This window comes from Litoreibacter albidus (assembly GCF_900107015.1).
Lineage (GTDB): Bacteria > Pseudomonadota > Alphaproteobacteria > Rhodobacterales > Rhodobacteraceae > Litoreibacter > Litoreibacter albidus.
Genome location: NZ_FNOI01000007.1, coordinates 41,750 through 61,206 on the forward strand (window position 1 = coordinate 41,750; position 19,457 = coordinate 61,206).

Annotated in this window: 17 protein-coding genes; all 17 read right to left on the minus strand. The window is 59.6% G+C overall.

All coding sequences use genetic code 11. The annotated features are described in order from the left end of the window. Positions 1-108 precede the first annotated feature (108 nt). The 17 genes from BLW66_RS14500 to urtA all read right to left on the minus strand — a co-directional run bounded on the left by BLW66_RS14500 (position 109) and on the right by urtA (position 19,280). A complete protein-coding gene (locus tag BLW66_RS14500) occupies positions 109-891 on the minus strand; it encodes a prephenate dehydrogenase/arogenate dehydrogenase family protein (protein ID WP_089947880.1) in 783 nt (260 codons plus the stop codon). Positions 892-1,295: 404 nt separating this feature from the next. After that, positions 1,296-2,504 carry a CaiB/BaiF CoA transferase family protein gene (locus tag BLW66_RS14505; RefSeq protein WP_089947881.1) on the minus strand — a complete coding sequence of 403 codons (1,209 nt, stop codon included), beginning with the start codon at positions 2,502-2,504 and terminating at the stop codon, positions 1,296-1,298. Between the two features lie 18 nt (positions 2,505-2,522). Further along, on the minus strand, positions 2,523-3,644 hold the full coding sequence (locus BLW66_RS14510) for a hypothetical protein (RefSeq protein WP_089947882.1): 1,122 nt from the start codon (positions 3,642-3,644) through the stop codon (positions 2,523-2,525). Then, on the minus strand, positions 3,641-4,525 hold the full coding sequence (locus BLW66_RS14515) for an SMP-30/gluconolactonase/LRE family protein (RefSeq protein ID WP_089947883.1): 885 nt from the start codon (positions 4,523-4,525) through the stop codon (positions 3,641-3,643). The genes BLW66_RS14510 and BLW66_RS14515 overlap by 4 nt, the downstream gene beginning before the upstream one ends. Further along, positions 4,525-5,574, minus strand: coding sequence for an ABC transporter ATP-binding protein (locus tag BLW66_RS14520; protein WP_089947884.1), 1,050 nt, complete (start codon positions 5,572-5,574; stop codon positions 4,525-4,527). The genes BLW66_RS14515 and BLW66_RS14520 overlap by 1 nt, the downstream gene beginning before the upstream one ends. Position 5,575: 1 nt before the next feature. Continuing rightward, positions 5,576-6,655 (minus strand): hypothetical protein, encoded by a 1,080-nt coding sequence (locus BLW66_RS14525; RefSeq protein ID WP_089947885.1) that lies wholly within the window; start codon positions 6,653-6,655, stop codon positions 5,576-5,578. Beyond that, positions 6,655-7,413, minus strand: a complete 759-nt coding sequence (locus tag BLW66_RS14530; RefSeq protein ID WP_089947886.1) for an SDR family NAD(P)-dependent oxidoreductase — start codon at positions 7,411-7,413, stop codon at positions 6,655-6,657. The genes BLW66_RS14525 and BLW66_RS14530 overlap by 1 nt, the downstream gene beginning before the upstream one ends. Beyond that, positions 7,413-8,195, minus strand: coding sequence for an enoyl-CoA hydratase/isomerase family protein (locus tag BLW66_RS14535; RefSeq protein ID WP_089947887.1), 783 nt, complete (start codon positions 8,193-8,195; stop codon positions 7,413-7,415). The genes BLW66_RS14530 and BLW66_RS14535 overlap by 1 nt, the downstream gene beginning before the upstream one ends. Positions 8,196-8,200: 5 nt before the next feature. Further along, positions 8,201-9,028: a carbohydrate ABC transporter permease gene (locus BLW66_RS14540; RefSeq protein WP_089947888.1), complete on the minus strand. Its 828-nt coding sequence runs from the start codon at positions 9,026-9,028 to the stop codon at positions 8,201-8,203. After that, positions 9,025-9,948, minus strand: a complete 924-nt coding sequence (locus tag BLW66_RS14545; protein ID WP_211664276.1) for a carbohydrate ABC transporter permease — start codon at positions 9,946-9,948, stop codon at positions 9,025-9,027. The genes BLW66_RS14540 and BLW66_RS14545 overlap by 4 nt, the downstream gene beginning before the upstream one ends. A 48-nt stretch (positions 9,949-9,996) precedes the next feature. After that, positions 9,997-11,208 carry an ABC transporter substrate-binding protein gene (locus tag BLW66_RS14550; protein WP_211664277.1) on the minus strand — a complete coding sequence of 404 codons (1,212 nt, stop codon included), beginning with the start codon at positions 11,206-11,208 and terminating at the stop codon, positions 9,997-9,999. Continuing rightward, positions 11,205-13,088, minus strand: coding sequence for a DeoR family transcriptional regulator (locus tag BLW66_RS14555; protein ID WP_089947889.1), 1,884 nt, complete (start codon positions 13,086-13,088; stop codon positions 11,205-11,207). The genes BLW66_RS14550 and BLW66_RS14555 overlap by 4 nt, the downstream gene beginning before the upstream one ends. Positions 13,089-13,367: 279 nt before the next feature. Then, a complete protein-coding gene (gene urtE, locus BLW66_RS14560) occupies positions 13,368-14,063 on the minus strand; it encodes an urea ABC transporter ATP-binding subunit UrtE (RefSeq protein WP_089947890.1) in 696 nt (231 codons plus the stop codon). A gap of 3 nt (positions 14,064-14,066) precedes the next feature. Next, positions 14,067-14,807 carry an urea ABC transporter ATP-binding protein UrtD gene (gene urtD / locus BLW66_RS14565; RefSeq protein ID WP_089947891.1) on the minus strand — a complete coding sequence of 247 codons (741 nt, stop codon included), beginning with the start codon at positions 14,805-14,807 and terminating at the stop codon, positions 14,067-14,069. After that, positions 14,804-15,976, minus strand: a complete 1,173-nt coding sequence (urtC, locus tag BLW66_RS14570) for an urea ABC transporter permease subunit UrtC (protein WP_089947892.1) — start codon at positions 15,974-15,976, stop codon at positions 14,804-14,806. The genes urtD and urtC overlap by 4 nt, the downstream gene beginning before the upstream one ends. Positions 15,977-15,980: 4 nt before the next feature. After that, on the minus strand, positions 15,981-17,936 hold the full coding sequence (gene urtB, locus BLW66_RS14575) for an urea ABC transporter permease subunit UrtB (RefSeq protein ID WP_089947999.1): 1,956 nt from the start codon (positions 17,934-17,936) through the stop codon (positions 15,981-15,983). A gap of 69 nt (positions 17,937-18,005) precedes the next feature. Next, entirely contained in the window at positions 18,006-19,280 is a 1,275-nt protein-coding gene (urtA, locus tag BLW66_RS14580; protein ID WP_089947893.1) for an urea ABC transporter substrate-binding protein, read from the minus strand. Between the last annotated feature and the right edge of the window lie 177 nt (positions 19,281-19,457).

Here is a 19,457-nt window from a genome sequence, read left to right on the forward strand (position 1 = left end):
TATCGACAACTCTGTGCCCAACTGGAGCCTAGAGCAGGCGTTGATAGCTGTTCAAAACCGCGCGTCCCTTCGCAGCCCGGCGCGTCGCTTCAGAGCCCAAGTCCGTGTTTATGCCTCATACGGTTGGCCGTCAGTTTGCGCAGGCGAATGTTTGTTCACCTCCGTTTCGCCGAATGATGACAGCGCCGAGATAAGGCTCTCGCGCAGGGGGGCGAGGTGGCGATTACCCAAGACGATAGCGTCGGAGACCTCTGGCGCATCGTGTGCGACTAGCGCGATGGCCTCCGACATGAGTTCGGAGCTGCGGGTGCAGATTCTGGGATGCTCGCCCAATGTTGCAAAAGCATGTGCGAGAAGGTGGGTGAGGCCCTGCGACCTTGCGGTTTGACGATCATGTTCTTCGGGTGTGGTGACGATGATACCAAACCCCAGACGCTGTCGCAGGAACGCCGCAAGACGCCGCCAACGCGTGCCCCTGATCGGGCAGAGCACAATCTGGCTGTCGGCTGTACCCTTCATTGCACTCTGCGGCCCAAACATTGGGTGGCTCGCGAGAATTTCGACGTGCGCGGGTAGATGCGAGCGCATAAGGCGCGCTGGTTCTTCCTTAATTGAGCAAACATCTATTACCAATTGGCCTTCGCGCAAATGGGGGGCGATGTCCAAAAGGCACTGTTCGAGAGATTGAGCGGGAACGGCCAGAACCACAACGTCGGCATGGACGTCGCTCACATCCCTTATGATGCTGAAGCCGAGCTCGGAGGCGGCTTGGCGAGCGTCGCATGACTTATCAAACACCGAGACATGCGCGTGGGGTGCAAGAAGGGCCGCGGCGAGCTTTCCAAAGGCGCCAAAGCCGAAGATGGTTATCGTGAGTGGTGTGGAGAACATGATCCTGATCCAGAAAGTTGGGCCAGGGTCATCGACGTCTGATGCTAAACCGCTGGCGTAAAGCAGCGGTGAACACGAGAGATGGTCCGCTACCTAAGGCAGCGAATAATAAGTCGTGGCGAAGATGGCTCCGAGACGTGTCATGCGACCCCTTTAAGCTATTGCAAACATCGCCGTCAACGTCGGCCTGCACCCTGCGAACCGTGAGTTTTCGGACTTCTAGATACTCCATGCGCAAAAGTATGATCGGGTACAGCGGTTTCTATCGCACATCCGGACGTCGCTGCGCTGTCTCACTGCCGAAGAAAGCACTGTGGTTTGGCGGGTAGCCCCGCGGACCACGCAACAACGGATGTCACCGTGGTTGTTGCGCTAAGATCCGCGAGGCAGATTGGATTATTGCATTACTTGTTTTCCGGTTCCCCGGCGGTGCCGTCCTTCAACCAACGCTCAATGGTTTCGGCGTCATAGCCTGCTTCCCTCAGCACCTCTCGTGTATGCTCACCAACCAGTGGCGCGGGGCGTGAGATTTTTGGGGGCGTGGCGCTCATGCCGACGGCGGGGCCGACAACTTTGACCTCGCCCGCGGTCGGGTGCTGATAGCTTTGGATAAGGCCAAGGTGGGCGACCTGCGGGTCTTCTGCGGCCTCCAGATGGGTTTTTACTTCCCCGCACCAGATGTCAGCCGCAAGCAGCGCTTCGAGAAGGGTGTCGCGATGCCATTCTCCAGTGCGCCGTGCAAGCTCGCGCCATATTTCGTCGCGTTTGTCATAGAGGGTTTTGGGGTCGTCATAGACCTTCAGCTCGGGAGCGTCCAAAACGTCGATGAGCGTCGCAAATGGGCTCATGGCGATGGTGATCCAGCCGTCGCGGGTCGGGTAGGTGCCAAATGGCGCGTCCATGCCAGGATGACCGATGCCCGAGGAGGGGCGCTCGAAATCCTCGCCAAAGTTCATAGCAGTAACCATCTCTTGGTTCTGGTGCGCAAGCATCCCCGCCAACAGGTTTACGCTAACCTCTTGCCCCTCGCCGGAGCGTTCGCGCCACAGCAAAGCGGTCATAATGCCGTAGATCATATTCATGGCGCCGATTTGGTCGGAGAACCCCGCACCCACAGGGGTTGGCGGTTGGTCGGCTTGACCTGTCGCGGCCATGACACCCGTCAACCCTTGCACAAGCATGTCCTGACCCGGGCGGGTTTGGTAAGGGCCATCGACGCCGTAGCCTGACCCCGAGCAGTAGACGATGCGCGGGTTTACCTTTTTGAAATCCTCATAGCCAAGCCCCATCTTCGCCATAACGCCCGGGCGAAAGTTCTGGATCACGACGTCGGCCGTTTCAGCCATTTTCATGATGACTTCGCGCGCTTCGGCTGATTTCAGGTTCAGCGCCATGCTGCGTTTGTTACGGTTCCACGCTAGGAAGTTCGGGCTTTGGTCCCCGCCAACCCATTTGTTGCGGAACGTCAAAGAGCGAAACAAATCGCCTTTGCCCGGACGTTCAATCTTGATTACGTCCGCGCCCATATCAGCCATCAGTTGGGTTGCGAACGGGCCTTGCAAAAGGTGCGAAAAGTCGAGGACGCGGATGCCCTCTAGTGCCATCGGTGTCATGGGAGTTCCCTTATCGTGTTAAGAAGGCCGCGCCGGTGCGTGGGCGTCGGACCAGAGTGTTTCAATTTTTTGGAGTGTCTTTTGCACGTCCTCGCGCGTGTCGAGCGCGTCTCGAACAACCGCTGCAGCGGCAGTTTGAAAAGCGACGTAGCCATCGAACCTAGGGCGCAGCAGGGCGGTCTCAGCAGTGTCGCGTGTCGCGGCGTAGAACCCGCCCCATGCGTCGTTGACCTGTGCATCGGTCCACGCCGCCCGCGCAGAGGGCTGCCCGTCGTGCCGCGGGATGAAGCGGCATTGCGTGTCGGCGGACATCAACTCAACGAGATGGGCGAGAAGGCTGTCGGTCGGCGTGGCACGGGTAGTGATTGCGATACCTGTGCCGCCAAGAACCCCACCGGCCCCCGTCGCCGCACGAATGGAATCAGCGAAGGCGACGGGTAACTGACCTCGCGCGGGGCGCATGTAGTTGACGTAACCGAACACAAGCGGGATCAGCGAGATCGCGGTGTCGCTGGCCATGGCATCAAGAAGCCCGATAGGGTTCAGACGCTCGCTTCCTTTGGGGCGCAGCGCGTATAGGCGGTGCATGCGTTGTAGCATAATCGCCGCTTGCTCGGGCTCCAAAAACCGCTTTGCGCCAACGGAGGCGCCTGTGCCGGCCACCATGCTCATGAGTGTCAGAATGGCGTGCGGCCCGGCGAGTGATTGTGCCACGCCACCATCGGTCGCGATCCGGTCAATCTGCTCCCATGTTTGCGGGCGTGCGTGTTTGGGGCGCAGCGCCATGACCTGTGTGGCGACATCAAGCGGCAAGGCCCATGAGTTACCTTGCCAGACATAGGAGGCGAAGGCGGGGCCGATCGTGCCGGCTGCCCATTCGTCACACTGGCCTTGCGAGAACAGGGTGTTGAGCGGTGTTAGGCAATCTTCGGCGACGGCTTCGCCGATGTGTGGATGGTCAAGAACCAAGAGGTCATAGCGAGCGGCGAGATCCGCAATTGGTGCGCTTTCAAACCCTTCGAGCGGCTGGATGTGCCATTCGATGAGCGGTGTGGAGCGACCAGCGTTGACCCGGTCTGCGGCGGCTAGCAAGGCGTTGCAGCCGCGTGGATGATCCCATGTGAGGCCGTGAAATGTCATTGGTCGAACTCCCATAGCGCAGGCGCGCCAATGTCCATGTCGATAGCCGTGATGTGCCAGCGACCGAGGTTCGCGGCAAAAAGCCGATCCCCCGCGAAAGCGATGTTTGTGGGGTGACAGAGGACATGCGCGGTGGCGTCCTCGATCAGCACCTCGCCAGTGCCGCCTTGGGCGGGGATGCGCAGCAGGCGTGATGGCTCGTAACAGCCGACAACGAGGTTCCCGACCGCGTCGAAGGCAAGGCCGTCGGGCAGCCCGTCTAAGTCGGTGGCGAAGGGTTCGGGCGGGCCCGCAGTGCCATCGTCGTTGATTGCGACGCGGCTGACGCGGCGCGCAAAGGTTTCGGCCACATAAACCGCACGTTCATCTTCGCGCATTGCCAAACCGTTGGCGAATTGTAGCGGGGCGTCCAACCATAGCGTGCTGTCACCAGTCTCCAGATCAAACGCGAAAATGCCCGGCCCTGCACGTACTGGGTCGTGGCTGTCGGACACGAACAGTTGCCCTGACGCGCGATCTACCACAGGGAAGTTCGGGATTCTGAGCGCAGGATGTGACCATTGCGCGACGGTCCCCGTGGCAAGGTCTACGCGCAGCACACAAGCGCGCTCCAAATCGCAAACGAAGAGCGCACGACTGCCATCAAACGCCAACCCAAGGGCGAAGCCGCCAAGTTGGTGAGCCACTTCATGGTCCTGACCGTCTGGTGAAATGCGGAAAATGTCACCGGCATCCGTACCAGCCCAAATCCGGCCGTCGGGCCCTATTGCGACCCCCTCGGGGTGGTTCAACTTTGGGCGGGTGAACACGCCGTCGAAGAACACGCGTGCGTTCGCGCTGTCCAAGAGTGTCCGCTCGGCTGTGGAAAAGCGATGTTGCATTAGCTGTCCCGTCGGTTGCCGGTGGTGGCGTCGTAAAGATGCAGGCTGTTCGTGTCGAACCGCAGCTTGACGGTGTCGCCCATCGTTAGTTGAACCGTCGGGGGGACACGGGCTGACAGAAGGCCCTCGTCGGTCTTGATGTTCAGCAACACACAGTCGCCAAGCAATTCGGCGGAATAGACCTGCCCCTCAAAGTGGACGGGATCGTCGCCTTCGCACAGGTAAATATCCTCGGGGCGCACGCCGAGTTTCACCTCCCCTGCGCCAGCCATCGGTAGCTGCCCCGCCGCGTGAGTCAGTATACCATCAGCAAGCGTGCCCGATATAAGGTTCATCGGTGGCGACCCGATGAAGCTGGCGACGAAGGTGTTGGCCGGACGCGCATAGATTTCGGCAGGGGTGCCCACTTGCTGAATAACCGCGTCATTGAGGATCACGATGCGGTCGGCCAGCGTCATCGCTTCCACCTGATCGTGGGTTACGTAAATGGTTGTAGTCGCCAGTTCTTTTTGCAGGTGTTTGAGTTCCGCGCGCATAACTGTGCGCAGTTTCGCGTCAAGGTTCGACAGTGGCTCGTCCATCAAGAACAGGCGCGGGGTGCGGACGATAGCGCGGGCAAGGGCGACGCGCTGGCGTTGTCCGCCCGACAGTTCGGAGGGACGGCGCGACAACAGGTGCCCCATTTCGACCTTGGCCGCTGCGGCGTCGACGGCCTTTTGCCGCTCGTCCTTCCGGATGCCCGCGATCTTCAACGGGTAGCCGATGTTTTCGCCCACGGTCATATGCGGGTAGAGCGCGTAGTTCTGGAACACCATCGCAAGGTTGCGATCACGGGCAGGGCGCTCGTTCACGCGCTCGCCGCCGATCAAAATCTCGCCGCTGGTGATTTCCTCAAGACCCGCGACAAGCCGCATAGTTGTCGACTTCCCGCAGCCCGAAGGCCCAAGAAGGACGATAAATTCACCGTCGGCAATGCTCAGGTTAAGCCCCTTGAGCGCTGTGTAGTTGCCGTAGGTCTTCGTCAGGCCAGACAGTTCAACGGTCGCCATCTTATTGTTCCTTCCAGATATGTGTCTCAAACGGCAAAACGCGCGTGGTGGAGTCAGAACCCACCACCACCAAAGTGCTGCCTTCTATTCGAATGTCGGTCACACGCGTCCAGCCTTCGGGGCGCGCCAAAGCGCCTGTCACGTGAACGATGCGGTGTGTGCGTCCCCTTGCTAAGGTGAGCGCGGTTGGCACGTCTTCCTCGGCGATGCGGGTATCGTGCGGGGCGCTGGGGCGCGGGTCGGGGCCTGCGGCGACCCCATCTTCGATCCCTATGACGCCGGTATGGGTTCCGTTCCACGGCGCGTAGTCGCGGCCACCGTTGGAGTGCCAAAACATGGTCACAGGCAACACGCGCGGGTCTTTTAGAAAGAACACGACATCGTCCTCGACCTCTCGCACCACGGCGGTCCAGCCTAGCGTTGACGCCTCATTCTCTACCATTGTCACGAAGTCCTCGGTGGCAGTGCCGATAGGCAGTACCGTTAGATCAACCGCGCCGCTCGGGCCGGGGAATGCTGTCGCGTCCGTGCTTTGGGCGGGGTAGGTGAGGGCATGACGCCCAGCCTCTAGCGGCATCTTGGGGGTTATCACTGACCGTTTGGGCGACATGGACAGGCGTCCACCCTGTTGCATGTGCACCATTGGGTGATGTGCGACGGGGACGTCGCCCGCCCCACCGGTGATGCTGTGCACCTGATAAAGCAGCGGCGCGTTGCTCGCGAGCGTCATGCAGACGCCGATGCGGCTTTCCAATGGCCCGTCGGTCACGGCGGTGAGTGTTCTATCGCTGACGTCTTGGAGGTCCCAAGCTGTGTTCGCGCAATTCCCGTGCGGCAGGTGGTCGTCCAATTCGTTCGGTCCAAACGGCGCGCAAAGAAAGTCGCCCGTCAGGTGCCGTTCGACGGGCGGAAGTTGCTGGACGCCTGCGGTCTCGTCATCGCACCAAGGCGCACGGTGAAGCGGCACAATCTCGCGGGTCCCATCTTTAAGCATTAGCCTGTCGATGTGACCCACAGCGCCGTTCCAGTGCAGCGTTCCGCCGCCTGCGTTAAGCGTTGCGATATTTGGCAATGGCGCCATCATTCGCCCCGCGCGGCAAGACCGCCATCAACGCGGAGAATTTCGCCTGTGATGAAGCTCGCGTCGCTGGACGCGAGGAAGGCGACGGTGCGCGCGACCTCTTCGGGTTCCCCAAATCGGCCGATCGGGTGCGCTCTATTCCATTCGGCTATCAATGCGTCGCCATCGGCAGACTCGGCGAACACACGTTCGTTGAGTGGAGTCATAATGGTACCCGGTGCCACCGCGTTTACACGGATGTTGTGGGGGGCGAGGTCGACGGCGGCCTGCACAGTGAGGGCGTTTATTCCGCCTTTCGCCGCCGCGTATGCCGCCCAGCCCTTGAACCCGCGAAGGCCTTGGACAGAGGACATGTTGACCACCGCCCCACCGCCGCGCTTGCGCATCAAGGGCACACAGACTCGCATCCCGCGCCAGACGCTTGTGAGGTTGGTGTCGATGACCGTGGCCCAGCGATCTTCGTCAATCTCGTCGACGACCCCGTCAAGGGCACGCGCGGCGTTATTGACCAAAATGTCGAGGCCGCCAAAGGCCGCTACCGTGGCATCAGCTGCGGCTTGCATCTCATCGAAGGCGCGAACATCAACCGTATGGAAACGTGCGTTCTTGCCAAGGCTTTTCGCGGCGCTTGCGCCCAGCTCCGCATCAATGTCGGTGAGCATGACTTGCCCACCTGCACGGATAATTTCGGCGGCACAGGCGTATCCGATCCCTTGCGCAGCCCCCGTGATGAATGCTGTTTTCCCTTCGAAGTTCATCACAAACCTCCCACGAAGTTAGGGTCGCGCTTCTCGAGGAAGGCGTTGATGCCCTCTTGCCCATCAGGGGCGGAATAGAGGCGGAACAGCACTTCCTGCTCAAAGCTTTTTGCTGTCGCTGCGGGCGCGTCAGCGCCTTCGCGCATCAGGCGTTTCATCTCTGCTTGGGCTTGTGGCGCTATTTTGAGGCAGGCGCGTGCGCGGGCCATGACCGCATCGTCCAACGTTTCCGTGGTGGTGCATTCAGCAGCAAGGCCGAGCGCATGGGCGCGGGGGCCGCTCAAACGCCACCCCGCCAACATCACGTCGGAGGCCGCATATTTGCCAACCGCGCGGATCAGGCGTTGCGTGCCGCCGCCGCCCGGAACGAGACCGAGCCGCCCCTCGGGGAGACCAAGCTGCGCAACGTCGCTTACCATGATGATGTCACAACACATCGCGATCTCGAAGCCGCCGCCAAGGGCAAATCCGTCGATCTGTGCGATCACGGGTTTCGGCATGTTTTCCAGCCGGTCAAACAGGCCACGGGCGCGCATTTGGTAGGCCGCGAAGGCCGCGCGTTTATCGCCTTTGTATTCGGCGATATCAGCCCCTGCGATGAAGGCTTTGCCGCCCGCGCCAGCCAGTATGATGACCCGTACGCTGTCATCGGCTTCGGCATTGTCGAGTGCAACTTCGAACTCGTCGAGCATAGGCGTGGAGATAGCATTGAGCTTCTCCGGCCGATTGAATGTCAGACGACGAATGCCGCTGAGAGGAGTGGAGATTTCTATCAATGGCATAAGGATCACCCTTTGACCGCGCCAGCCGTCAGGCCGGCCACGAAGTATCGTTGAAGAAAGAAAAACACGGCGACGACGGGCATAGAGACCATCACGGAGGACGCCATCAATTCACCGTAGCGAATGCCGTACTGGCCGATAAAATCGTTGAGCCCGACGGGGAGCGTGCGCATGTCGTTGGTTGACGTGAACGACAGGGCGAACAGAAACTCCTGCCACGTGATGATCAGCACATAGACCGCGACGGAGATGATACCGGGCCGCGCCAATGGTACCACGATGTCGCGAAATACGCGCATCGGGCTTGCGCCATCCACGGCGGCAGCCTCCTCTAGCGAGACGGGGAGTTTCACAAGGAACCCGCGCAACATCCAGATTGCCACTGGAAGCGTGATCGACACATAGGACAGGATTAGCGAGGTGTAGCTGTTCAGCAAGTCCCATGAGCGCATCATCTTGTAGATCGGAATAATGATCGCGGCGTGCGGAAACATCTGAGCCAAGACCACTGCGCCAAGCATGAATGACAGGGCGAAAAGCTGGCCGCGTGTGAAGCTGTAGGCGGCAAAAAGGGCCAGCGAGACGGTGATCACGACGGAGGCGCCGGAGACAATCATCGAGTTAAGGAAATAGGTCCGAAACTCTGGGCGGAAGGCGCTGGCGTAATTAGCGAGGGTCGGAGATTCAGGCCACAAGCGCGCGGGAATAGCGAAGGGCTCCGTCGCAGGTTTGAGGCTGACCGAGATCATCCAGAAGAACGGGAGCAGAACGATCAACCCGATAATCAGCAGGCCGACAACCGAAAGGATGCGAAGTGTTTTGGAGCGTTTCATGATGTGGCCCTCCGGTTCGATGTGGTCCGCTGAACGATGGCGTAAAGAGCAACGAGCACGGACAACACAAGGATCGAGAAGACGCCATAGGTTGCGGCCTCGCCGAAGCGGAACTGACCGAAGCCTGTCTCGTAGATGATGGTTGGGAAGATGTGCGTGCTGTCCTGCGGCCCGCCGCGGGTCATGATCCATATGATGTCGAAGTAGTTGAACGTCAGGATCAGGGTCAAAACGATGTTGACCAAAATCACGCTGGAGACGGATGGGATGATAACGTCGATCAGCTTGCGAAACGGACCCGCGCCGTCGATGGTCGCAGCCTCGAGCTGTTCGCGGTCAACGCTTTGCAGGGCCGCGAGATAGATCAACATGGAGAAGGGGAAGCCCTTCCACACAGCGGTGAAAATCACCGCGATCATGGCGGTGTCGGCGCTGGCGAGCCACGCGACGGCGTTTTCCGCATCGGACAACCGTACGACAAGGGAGTTCACTAGACCCAATTGCGGATCATACATGAAGCGCCACAAAATAGCGGTCACAACGCCGGGAAGGATGAACGGCAACAGAAACAACGCGCGCAAAAGCCCTTGGCCCGGCAAGCCTTGGTTCAACAGCATCGCGGTTGAGAAGCCGAGGATGTTTTGCAAGATAACCGCGCCCACGGTCCACAGGACGGAGTTCCACAGAACCTCGCTGAACTCACGGCTTGCGATGATCTTGCGGTAAACTTCAAACCCCACAAATTCGGGGTTCGGATTGATGAAGGACGTTGAGTAGAAGCTCTCAACGAACGTTCCGATCATCGGATAATAGAGGAACACCGCGAGCAAAACGAGCGTCGGCGCGAGGAAAAGCCAGGCGAGCCAGCGGTCCTTGTAGGTCATTATTTGGGTCTCCAGCGAGCGCAGTTTGATGCACATGAGAACACGAGGCGCGACTAGGCGCGCGCCTCGTGTCAGTGGTTTGGTTTAGTTGATCGCGTCGATTTCACCGCAGGCGGTGTCAGCGGCCTCTTGTGCGTTGGTGCCAGACAGAACGTCTTGGTAAAGGCGCATCTGGACGTCAGCGATTTCAAGGTAGCGTGCAGACAGCGGACGCGGTTTGGCGTTGTTCAGGTGCGCCATGATTTGATCTGGACCTTCGCGGTTGGCCGCGAGGAACGTTTCAGCCGCGTTTGTGTTTGCAGGGATCAGATCGACAACGTCGCCGTTGACCTCTTCGCTCACCAAGAACTGCATGAAGCGCCACGCGGCGTCCTTGTGCTCGGAGCTTTCAAACATGGCCAAGTTCCAGCCGCCAAATGTGCCCACAGGGGTCTTGCCTTCGGGGGCTGTGCCGTTGACGAAACCCCAGTTGATCTCGCTTGATTTCAAGGTTGGTTGCTCAAGGGCTGGCCAGAATTCGATGGCAAGTGAGCCATTGAGGAATAGCTCCCGCATGTCACCGGACGAGGCGGACAAGATACCATTCGGGGCGAACTGCGCGAGGTCTTGCACGTAGGCCAGCGCTTCGACGGCTTCAGGCTGGTTAAGGGCGCAGCTGCCATCCGAGGCGAGAACTTCGCCGCCGTTGGAGAAGATGAACGAATTCATCACAGCAACGGTGTCTTCACCCGCGTGACCGAACAGCCCAACGCCAAACTTGCCGTCACCGGTCATTTTCTCAGCGGCTGCGCGTAGACCTTCAAAAGTGGATAAGTCTGCCGAAGAAACGCCTGCAGCGTCGAGCAAGTCTTGGTTGAAGAAGCTGAACTGCCAGACGTCGACATTGAACGGCATGCCGTAAAGGGCATCCTCATAGACAGCGGAGTCCCATGCGCCGCCAAAGAATTGGTCGCGTGTGAGACCCGCCTCGGCAGCGCGGTCGCTCAGATCAACGACGGCTTTGGCTTCTGCAAATGCACCCAGCCAGATCTGGTCAAGCGTCGCAATGTCAGGCGCGTTTCCCCCTTGCACCGCTGTCAGCAGGCGTTGCTGATATTCGGGGTAGGGGATCGTGGTGACTTCAATCGCGATGTCTGGGTTTTCGGCCATAAAGCGGTCGACGGCGGCCTTCTGTACGTCCGACAAGCCGCTCTCTGTTTGCTGGTTGTCCCAGAATTGCAGCGTGACGTCTTGCGCGAAAACCGGTTGCGCCATGAGTGCGGCGCCGAGTGCGGCGTAACTGATATAGTGTTTCAAAGTAAGTTCCTCCCTTTGGTCGTGATGCGGGCGACGCCCGCGTGGTTATGAAGCGTTTCGTCATCTTCATTTGCGATCGTTACGACGACGCCTGCTTGTCTAAGCCGTTCGCGTTCGTCGGGTAGAACACCGTCATCACAGACGAGTTCATCGAAATCAGTAGCCCCCAAGACGCGGTGGTTTGCGTCGACGCCGACGCAGATGTGGTCGGCCATGGCAACGATATGTTTGGCGGCGTTGGCTGCGCGGATGGTCGTTTGGGCCAGCCGCTCGTCGATCATCGACAGTCCAAATTCCGCGGACACGCCATCGATTGATAGATAGGCGACGTCCGCGCGCATCCGCTCGAACAATGCGCCGACGCTCGGCCCGACAAGGCATTGATCAGCGACCTGAAATTCCCCGCCCGTCAGGATGACCTTGAGGCCGGGTACCCCCGTCAGGGTTTGCATGATTTCGAGCGAGTTGGTGATGATTGTCGTGTTGTCGAATGCAGTTGGGTTGCCCGAGACGCGCCGCGCTAATTCGCCAGCGACCAGCCGTGAAGCCTCGCCTTGGCCTAGAATAATGGTCTGGCCAGCGGTGATCCGTTCCGCGACGTTTTGCGCGATTTTGGAGCGCAGGCGGGTGATCTCGCGGGCAATGCCGACTTGCGGCGGCGCGATGTCGACTTGGAGGCCGTGTTCTGCCGCGCGTTTGATCATTGCGGCGCCCATCAGGCGGTACCATTCATGCGACGGGTAGTGTGGCACAAAGGCGATCCGCGTATTTTTCGGCAGGGTCTGAAGGCTACTGGTAGAAGATGCGTCTGTACCCAAAACAGCGTTTCGCAACTTCACCGACGGCGTGCCGTCCGCGAGGGTGGTCGCCTGATAGAAGGTATCGAAGTTGTCTGCGGCTACGATGCGGTGCGGCGTGATGATCGGGGCAAACGTTTCGTTTGGGCTTTGTATCATATCGATAGCGGCGTCCACGGCGGCCACGCCGACGAGTTCAGGGAATAGGGCTGCGACCGCCCGCAGGGGGCTGTCTTCAGTCAGACGCGACACGAACCTCGGGTCTTCCCCGCCAACCGCGTAGACACCCAGATCACGGCCTTCACGCTCGGCTGCTTCGATCAAAGCGATGGCAGAGTGGTCGTTCACGCCGAAGCCGATGGTGATGTTGGAGCGGGTGCGCAGCGCATCAGTGGCAACACGGCGTGCGACACGGAAATGGCCCTGCCCATTGACCCGCACGACTGAGACTTCGCCCGCGAACGTGTCGCGAAAGCCCGCGTCAAACCCGTTTGAGCGTTCTTGTGAGTTGGCTAGATCGTTGACGCAAACATGCAAAACCGTGGCGGCGTCACCAATAGCGTCACGTCCCGCGCGTTGGCCAAGGGCAAAGCTGGCGGCGTAGTTGTCGGGGCCAAGATAACGCCCGCCGTCTTGCGGCGCAGACTCGGCAAGCAGCGGGAGGCCAAGGCGCAGTGCAGAGCGGCGCAGGGCGTTGCCACCGCGTTCTTTGAGCGGGCCCATGACGATGGCCGCGTACTCGGAGAGCTGCTCGGTCTGCGCATCGCGCAGTGCGGTCGCGTTCGCAGCGGCCAGTTGCAAGGCGTGACTGTCCGGAAGGACGGCACCGCCATGGGTGCGCCGCAGCAACCCTTCCTCAGCCATTTCCGTGATGTCGCGGCGCAACGTGACGCGGGAGACGCCCTGAAGCAGCCCCATGAGATCATTGATCTCAACGGATCCCTGATGTCTCAGGATCGAAAGAATGCGTTTTTGACGAAGCGTTTTGATAGCGTGTCCTCCCCCTATAGCTTCCCGTGATGGGCGCGTTTTGAGCAAGATCGAAGTGATCATATCCTGGTCATAACGAACAGAAATGATCATAAGTGATCACTTGCGCTGGGCGCAATTTTTGTGATTAGGAGTCGTGTTTAGGGTTTTTTGTAGCAATATCAGTATACTGCAGGGCTTTCGCTTCTGAGTGCCTTAGTGTTGGCGAAGAGGCGGCTTTTCAAACGCAAGAGGATGCGCGGCGCGCGTTTTCGGGCGACGTCATGCGGGAGCGCGTGCGAATCCCTGTAGGCAGCGCAGGTTTTGGCGTCGGCTAGGTACGGTTTTTCCCGCAGCTGAGGGTAGGATGCATCGCGTTGGGGGAGGCGGTTGTTACACTGACACCAGTGACAGCAGCTGCGCGCGGTCCACGTCCCGTTTGGCTACGTTTTCGATCACCGCGCCGCGCCGTAAGACAACCACTTGATCGGCCAGTTCAACTGCGAAGTCGAAGTATTGCTCCACCAGCACGATGGCCAGTGTGCCTCTGTCGCGAAGCAGGCGGATCACCTCGCCGATTTGCTGGATGATGTTGGGTTGAATGCCCTCCGTTGGCTCATCCAGGAGCAGCAGTTTGGGTTTGGTGATCAGGGCGCGGGCGATCGCCAGTTGCTGTTGCTGGCCGCCCGACAGGTCGCCGCCACGGCGGTTTTCCATCTTCTTCAGGACGGGAAACAGGTCGAAAATGTCGTCGGGGATGAAATGCTCGGACTTGGGCAGGCATGCAAAGCCAGTTTGCAAGTTCTCTCGTACCGTCATGAGCGGGAATATGTCACGGCCCTGCGGCACATATCCGACACCCATTTTCGCGAGGTCGTAGGCAGGCGGGTGCCCCACATCCTGACCGTCAAGAACCACAGTTCCGCCAGAACGGGGATGCGTGCCGGAGATCGCTTTAAGCAGGCTGGTTTTGCCGACGCCGTTGGTCCCCATCACACAGGTGACGGCGCCCAGATCAGCGGTCATGGATACGTCGTGCAGGATTTGCGAGTTGCCGTAATGCAGCGTTAGGTTCTCGATCTTCAGCATGTTCTATCGCCCCAGATAGACGTCAATGACGTCTTGGTTTTTGGTCACGTGATCCAAGGATCCCTCGGCCAACACTGCGCCTTCGTGCAGCACGGTGACTTTGCAATTCAGACGGCGCACGAACTCCATATCGTGCTCCACTACGACGACCGCGCGGGTTTTCGCGGCTTCCTTGAGGATGGTGGTGGTTTTCTCACGCTCTGCGGGGGTCATCCCTGCGGCGGGTTCATCGACGAGCAACAGGCGCGGATCTTGCGCGAGAAGCATACCGATTTCCAACCACTGCTTTTGGCCGTGGCTCAACTCCCCCGATAGGCGCAGCAGCGCATCGTCTAACCCTATCTCAGCGGCAAGTTCAGCGACGCGGGCAAGGTCGGCGGCGTTGGGGCGGTAGAACAAAACAGACAAGGGGCTGCGGTTTTTGCGCAGCGCCATAAGCAGATTTTCTTGCACGCTTTGATCCTCGAACACCGTGGGTTTTTGAAACTTGCGACCAATCCCAGCCTGTACGATCTTCGCCTCAGACATGCCAACGAGCGAGATGCTTTTATCGCCCCACAGGATATGGCCGTCGTCGGGGCGGGTTTTGCCGGTCACTATGTCCATGAAAGTCGTCTTGCCCGCACCGTTCGGACCGATCACCGCGCGCAGCTCCGCCCGACCGATCTGGAAGGACAGGTTATTGATGGCGCGGAAACCGTCAAAGCTGACGGTGACGCCTGACACTTCTAAAAGGGTGCTCATGCGTCCTCTCCCTTTCTGCGGGGCAGCGCGTCGATGAGCCCGCTCATCCCACGCGGGGCATAGAGCGTGACCAGTACGAAGCTGAGGCCCAGCAGGATCAACCACCAATCGACCCATTTCACCGTGTAGAACCCAAGGTTGATGTCAGGTGCCTGACCGCCGGTGAACCAGCTTGAGACAAGGCTGACGAAGGCCGTCCCGATCACCGCACCGTAGAGCCGCCCACGCCCGCCGATGGCAACCCAAACCGCCAGATAGATCGACGCGATAGGCGCAACTTCTGCGGGGTTGATGATGCCGGCCTGCGGGTAGTAGAGCGCCCCCGCGATGCCGGAAATACAGGCCGTCAGGGTGAACACTGCCAGCTTGTAGCTCTCCACAGAATACCCAAGGAAGCGCACGCGCGCCTCGTTGTCGCGGATGCCACGAATGACGGAGCCGAACTTGCCCGACACCACCCATGCTACCAAAAGGTAGCCCAAGCCGAGCGCCAGCGCAGACGCCCAGAAAAACCACAAAGATACCGCCGATTGCGGGGCCGTGATGCCCGGTAGGTTTTGCAGGCCGGACAACCCGTTGTTGCCACGCAGGCCGCTGGCGTTTTGAAACAGGTACAGTGACAAGCCAAGGGTCATCGCCTGCGTGAGGATTGACAGGTACACGCCAGTCACGCGGCTGCGAAAGGCGAGCCAACCGAACACCAGCGCCAGCACTCCGGGCACGATCACCACGAGCGCGAGCTGCAGCGTTAGGCTGTCTGCAAAGGCCCAGATCAGCGGGAAGTCACTGCTGCCGACCACGCCAAAAATCTGGTTGCCGATTGCGGCCTCTACTTCCTCGGGCGTTGGCGGCAAGACCCCATCGGCGAGGGAGGTCACAACTATCTGACGGGTGCGCTCGTACATGAGCCACATGCCGATCATATACCCGCCCAACCCGAAGAATGCGAAGTGGCCGAGGGACAAGATGCCGGTGTAGCCCCAGATCAAATCCATCGCGACTGCGATGAGGCACAGGCAAAGTGTCTTGCCCAGCGTTTTGACGAAGCTGGTGGAGATAAGCCCGACACCAAAGCCCTCGGCCAGCACCGAGACGGTGAGCGTGAACAGGGCGAGCAATGAGAGGAAGACGAGCACTGAAGGATTGCGTGCAATGAAGGATCTGTTCATGGGTTCAATCCCCTGCCGCACGGCCCTTGAGGGCGATGATGCCCCTTGGCCGAAATTGAATGAAGATGATGATAAAGACGATCATGTAGGTCTGCGCGGCCAGCGTGTTGGAGGGGTTCAACCACTCCACACCTTTCTGAAACCCGCCGATCATGGCCGCCCCCGCGAGGGTGCCCCAGATGTTGCCAACGCCGCCCACAACCACTGTCATGAAGCTCTGCACGATGTAGTCCCCGCCCATCTCGGAAGTGACTTTGGCGAACAATCCGATGGCCACGCCCGCGATGCCTGCGATGCCGGAGCCAAGCCCGAAGGTGAGCATGTTCACACGGTCCGTGTTGATCCCCATGCTTGACGCCATGCGCGGGTTTTGGGTCGCCGCACGTGTCTCCAAACCAAGGCGGGTACGCCGCATGATGAACAAAAACAGCCCCAAAAACATGAGCGCCAGAATGAAAATGGCGATGCGAATGTAACTGATGGAAACAACGTCATTGATTGCCCAAGCCCCATCAAGCCACGTAGGGGAGGTCAGCGGGCGGGCCTGCGTGCCGAAGATGTTTTTCGCCAGTTGTTGCAGGGCAATGGAGACGCCGAACGTTGCGAGCAGTGTCTCCAGCGGACGGTGGTAGAGCCAACGGATCACCAGCCGTTCCAAGGCGACACCGGCGGCAAATGTGACGGCAAAGGCCATGGGCACAGCAATGATGATGGACAGCGTGTGGTTGGGGACGAACAGCTGCACCACATATCCGGTGTAGGCCCCCAACATGATAAATTCGCCGTGCGCCATGTTGATGACGCCCATGACGCCGAAAGTGATGGCAAGGCCGATGGCCGCTAGGAAGTAAATCGACGCCAGCGACAAGGCGTCAAGGCCCAAATCCACCATTTGGCTGGCTGCAACGCGGCTTTCGGATTTCGCCAACGCGGCTTTGGCCGCGGTTGTGACGGCAGGGGACGGTTCCGCGTAGACCTCAAAGAACTGGTGCTCTGATAGGCGCACTGTGATGTCCGTGTCGGTGACGCGTGGCGCGGCCAAACTTTGCGCCGCTAGGGCGTCATATGCGGCATCGCGTTTGGCTTCGGTGGAGAGTTGGGCAACCGGCGTGTCGGCGACATAGCCCGCCACGATGTTCGCCCGAAGCGCGTCGTCGCGCGCATCCTGGGTGACGAGTGGTGGAGCAAGCCCAGCATCGACCAAGATCGCGTAGGCTGCGCTGCGCGAAAGCGCGTCAGTGCCGGGCGTAAGCTGTGCTGCGACATTTGCATCGGGCGTTGTGCCTGTCTTCGCAACTGTCATCTTGGTGATCAGCAGCGGGTTCAGCGTCCCGCGAAAGTCCAGCCCCAGATCGCCTGCCATTGCATTGATAGCCGCGACGCGGCTGGCCTCATCAGGGTCATATGTCATCGTCATCAAATTGTTCAGGCGTGTCTTGCGGGCCAGCAAGGCGGCGTCGTCTTCCCCGTTGATGGAGGCGCGGAGCGGTGCCAGCAGGGCCGCGTCCGGATCGCGCGAAATCGAGTCTAATGCCGCGTGGCGCTTTGTTGGATCCGGGTCGGAGAGTTGGAACTGCACCAGCGCGGTGGCGATCATCGCGCGGATGCCGCTGTTAGGTTTTAACTGGATCAGCGTATTTCTTGCGACGTCGCCTACGACGGCGTTGTCCTCAAAACTGCGCAGCTTAAGCGTGCCGTCGTCGTTTTTGCTGGCGGCGAAGAACAGCCCATCCGACTTGCGCTGCCACATGTCTTTGGCGCGCCAAGCCTCCAATACGGACTGCATCTGCGGCAGTCCGCTGTCTGCGATTGCGTCAATGGCTGGCCCGATGGTGCGCCGAGAACTTTTCATGATCAGGTCGCTTTGGCTTTGCAAAATGTCCTGCACGGGCGTGGTTTGGGCGGGGGCAGCATTGGTCAACAGCAGCGCGGCGAGGGCTGCCAGAAGCAAGGTCTTCATAAGACTGGGGCTTTCGGGAAGGTCAAAGGGGGAGGGCGCAATAACCATGCGCCCTCCGGTCTGGGGGACTTAGTAGTTGGACAATGTCTGCACGCAGGATTTTGTCTCGGTGTTGTACATGCCGCAGCCAAGATCCTTCCAATCGGAGGTCAGCTTGGCGGATTCCGGCAGGAAGTCGGTCCATGCATCACCTGCGACTTCAGTGGTTTGGCTGACAATATCGAACTGGCCGTCTTCAGTGATCTCGCCGATCAACACCGGCTTCGCCAGATGGTGGTTCGCCAGCATCACGGCCGTGCCGCCGGTCAGGTTCGGGAATTCTTGGCCGTACATCGCCGTGCGGACAGCATCGACATCGGCAGTGCCTGCAGCCTCAACCGCGTTTACCCACATGTTGAAGCCGATGTAATGCGCTTCCATCGGGTCATTGGTCACACGGTCTGCGCCCATGCGCTCTTTCCACGCGGCGATCCATTCGGCGTTGGTGTCCGTCTCGGCGGACTGGAAGTAATTCCATGCCGCGAGGTGCCCTACGAGGTTGGCGGTATCCAGACCGGAAAGCTCCTCCTCGCCGACAGAGAAGGCCACCACAGGGATGTCGTCGGCAGAGATACCGGCGGCGGCCAGCTCTTTGTAGAAACCGATGTTCGCATCGCCGTTGATTGTGGAGATAACGCCGACCTTCTTGCCGTCTGCGCCAAGAGCGACAACGTCAGCCACGATCTTGGACCAGTCGGAGTGACCGAAGGGGGTGTAGTTCACAAAGATATCGTCTTTGGCGATGTCTTTAGACTGCAGGTAGGATTCCAGAATGTTGTTGGTGGTACGCGGGTACACGTAATCGGTGCCGAGCAGCGCAAATTTCTCGATGCCTAGCTCCTCAAGGAAGTAGTCAGTCGCTGGGATAGCCTGCTGGTTTGGCGCGGCACCAGTATAGAACACGTTCTTGGAGCTTTCTTCGCCCTCGTATTGCACGGGGTAGAACAGCAGGCCGTTCAGCTCCTCAATTACGGGCAGCACCGACTTTCGACTTACGCTCGTCCAGTTGCCGAAGATCACGTCTACCTCTTGCACGGTGAGCAACTCGCGCGCTTTTTCGGCGAACAGCGGCCAGTCCGATGCAGGGTCGACGACCACGGCCTCCAGTTCGCAGCCCAATACGCCGCCTTTGGCGTTTTGCTGATCAATCAGCATCAGCATGGTGTCTTTGAGTGTCGTTTCCGAAATAGCCATTGTGCCAGACAGCGAGTGTAAGACGCCGACTTTTACGGTGCAGTCCGCCGCGAGTGCGGGCAGGGCGGTCGCTAACGTAAGCGCCGAGGCAAGAGCAGTGGTCGTTTTCATGTGGTCTCTCCAAGCAGGGGAGCCAGCGCGGGCTTGTTCTTGGAACACACGCGTCTTAGCTACGCCCTGCAGCGTAAGTGTTGCAAATCGTGTGGCGGCTGGCTGAGGTCCAATTCTACCGGTCGTCACACACCCCCATTCCCAAAGTGTCTCGATTCGACGTCTGGGGATGTGTGA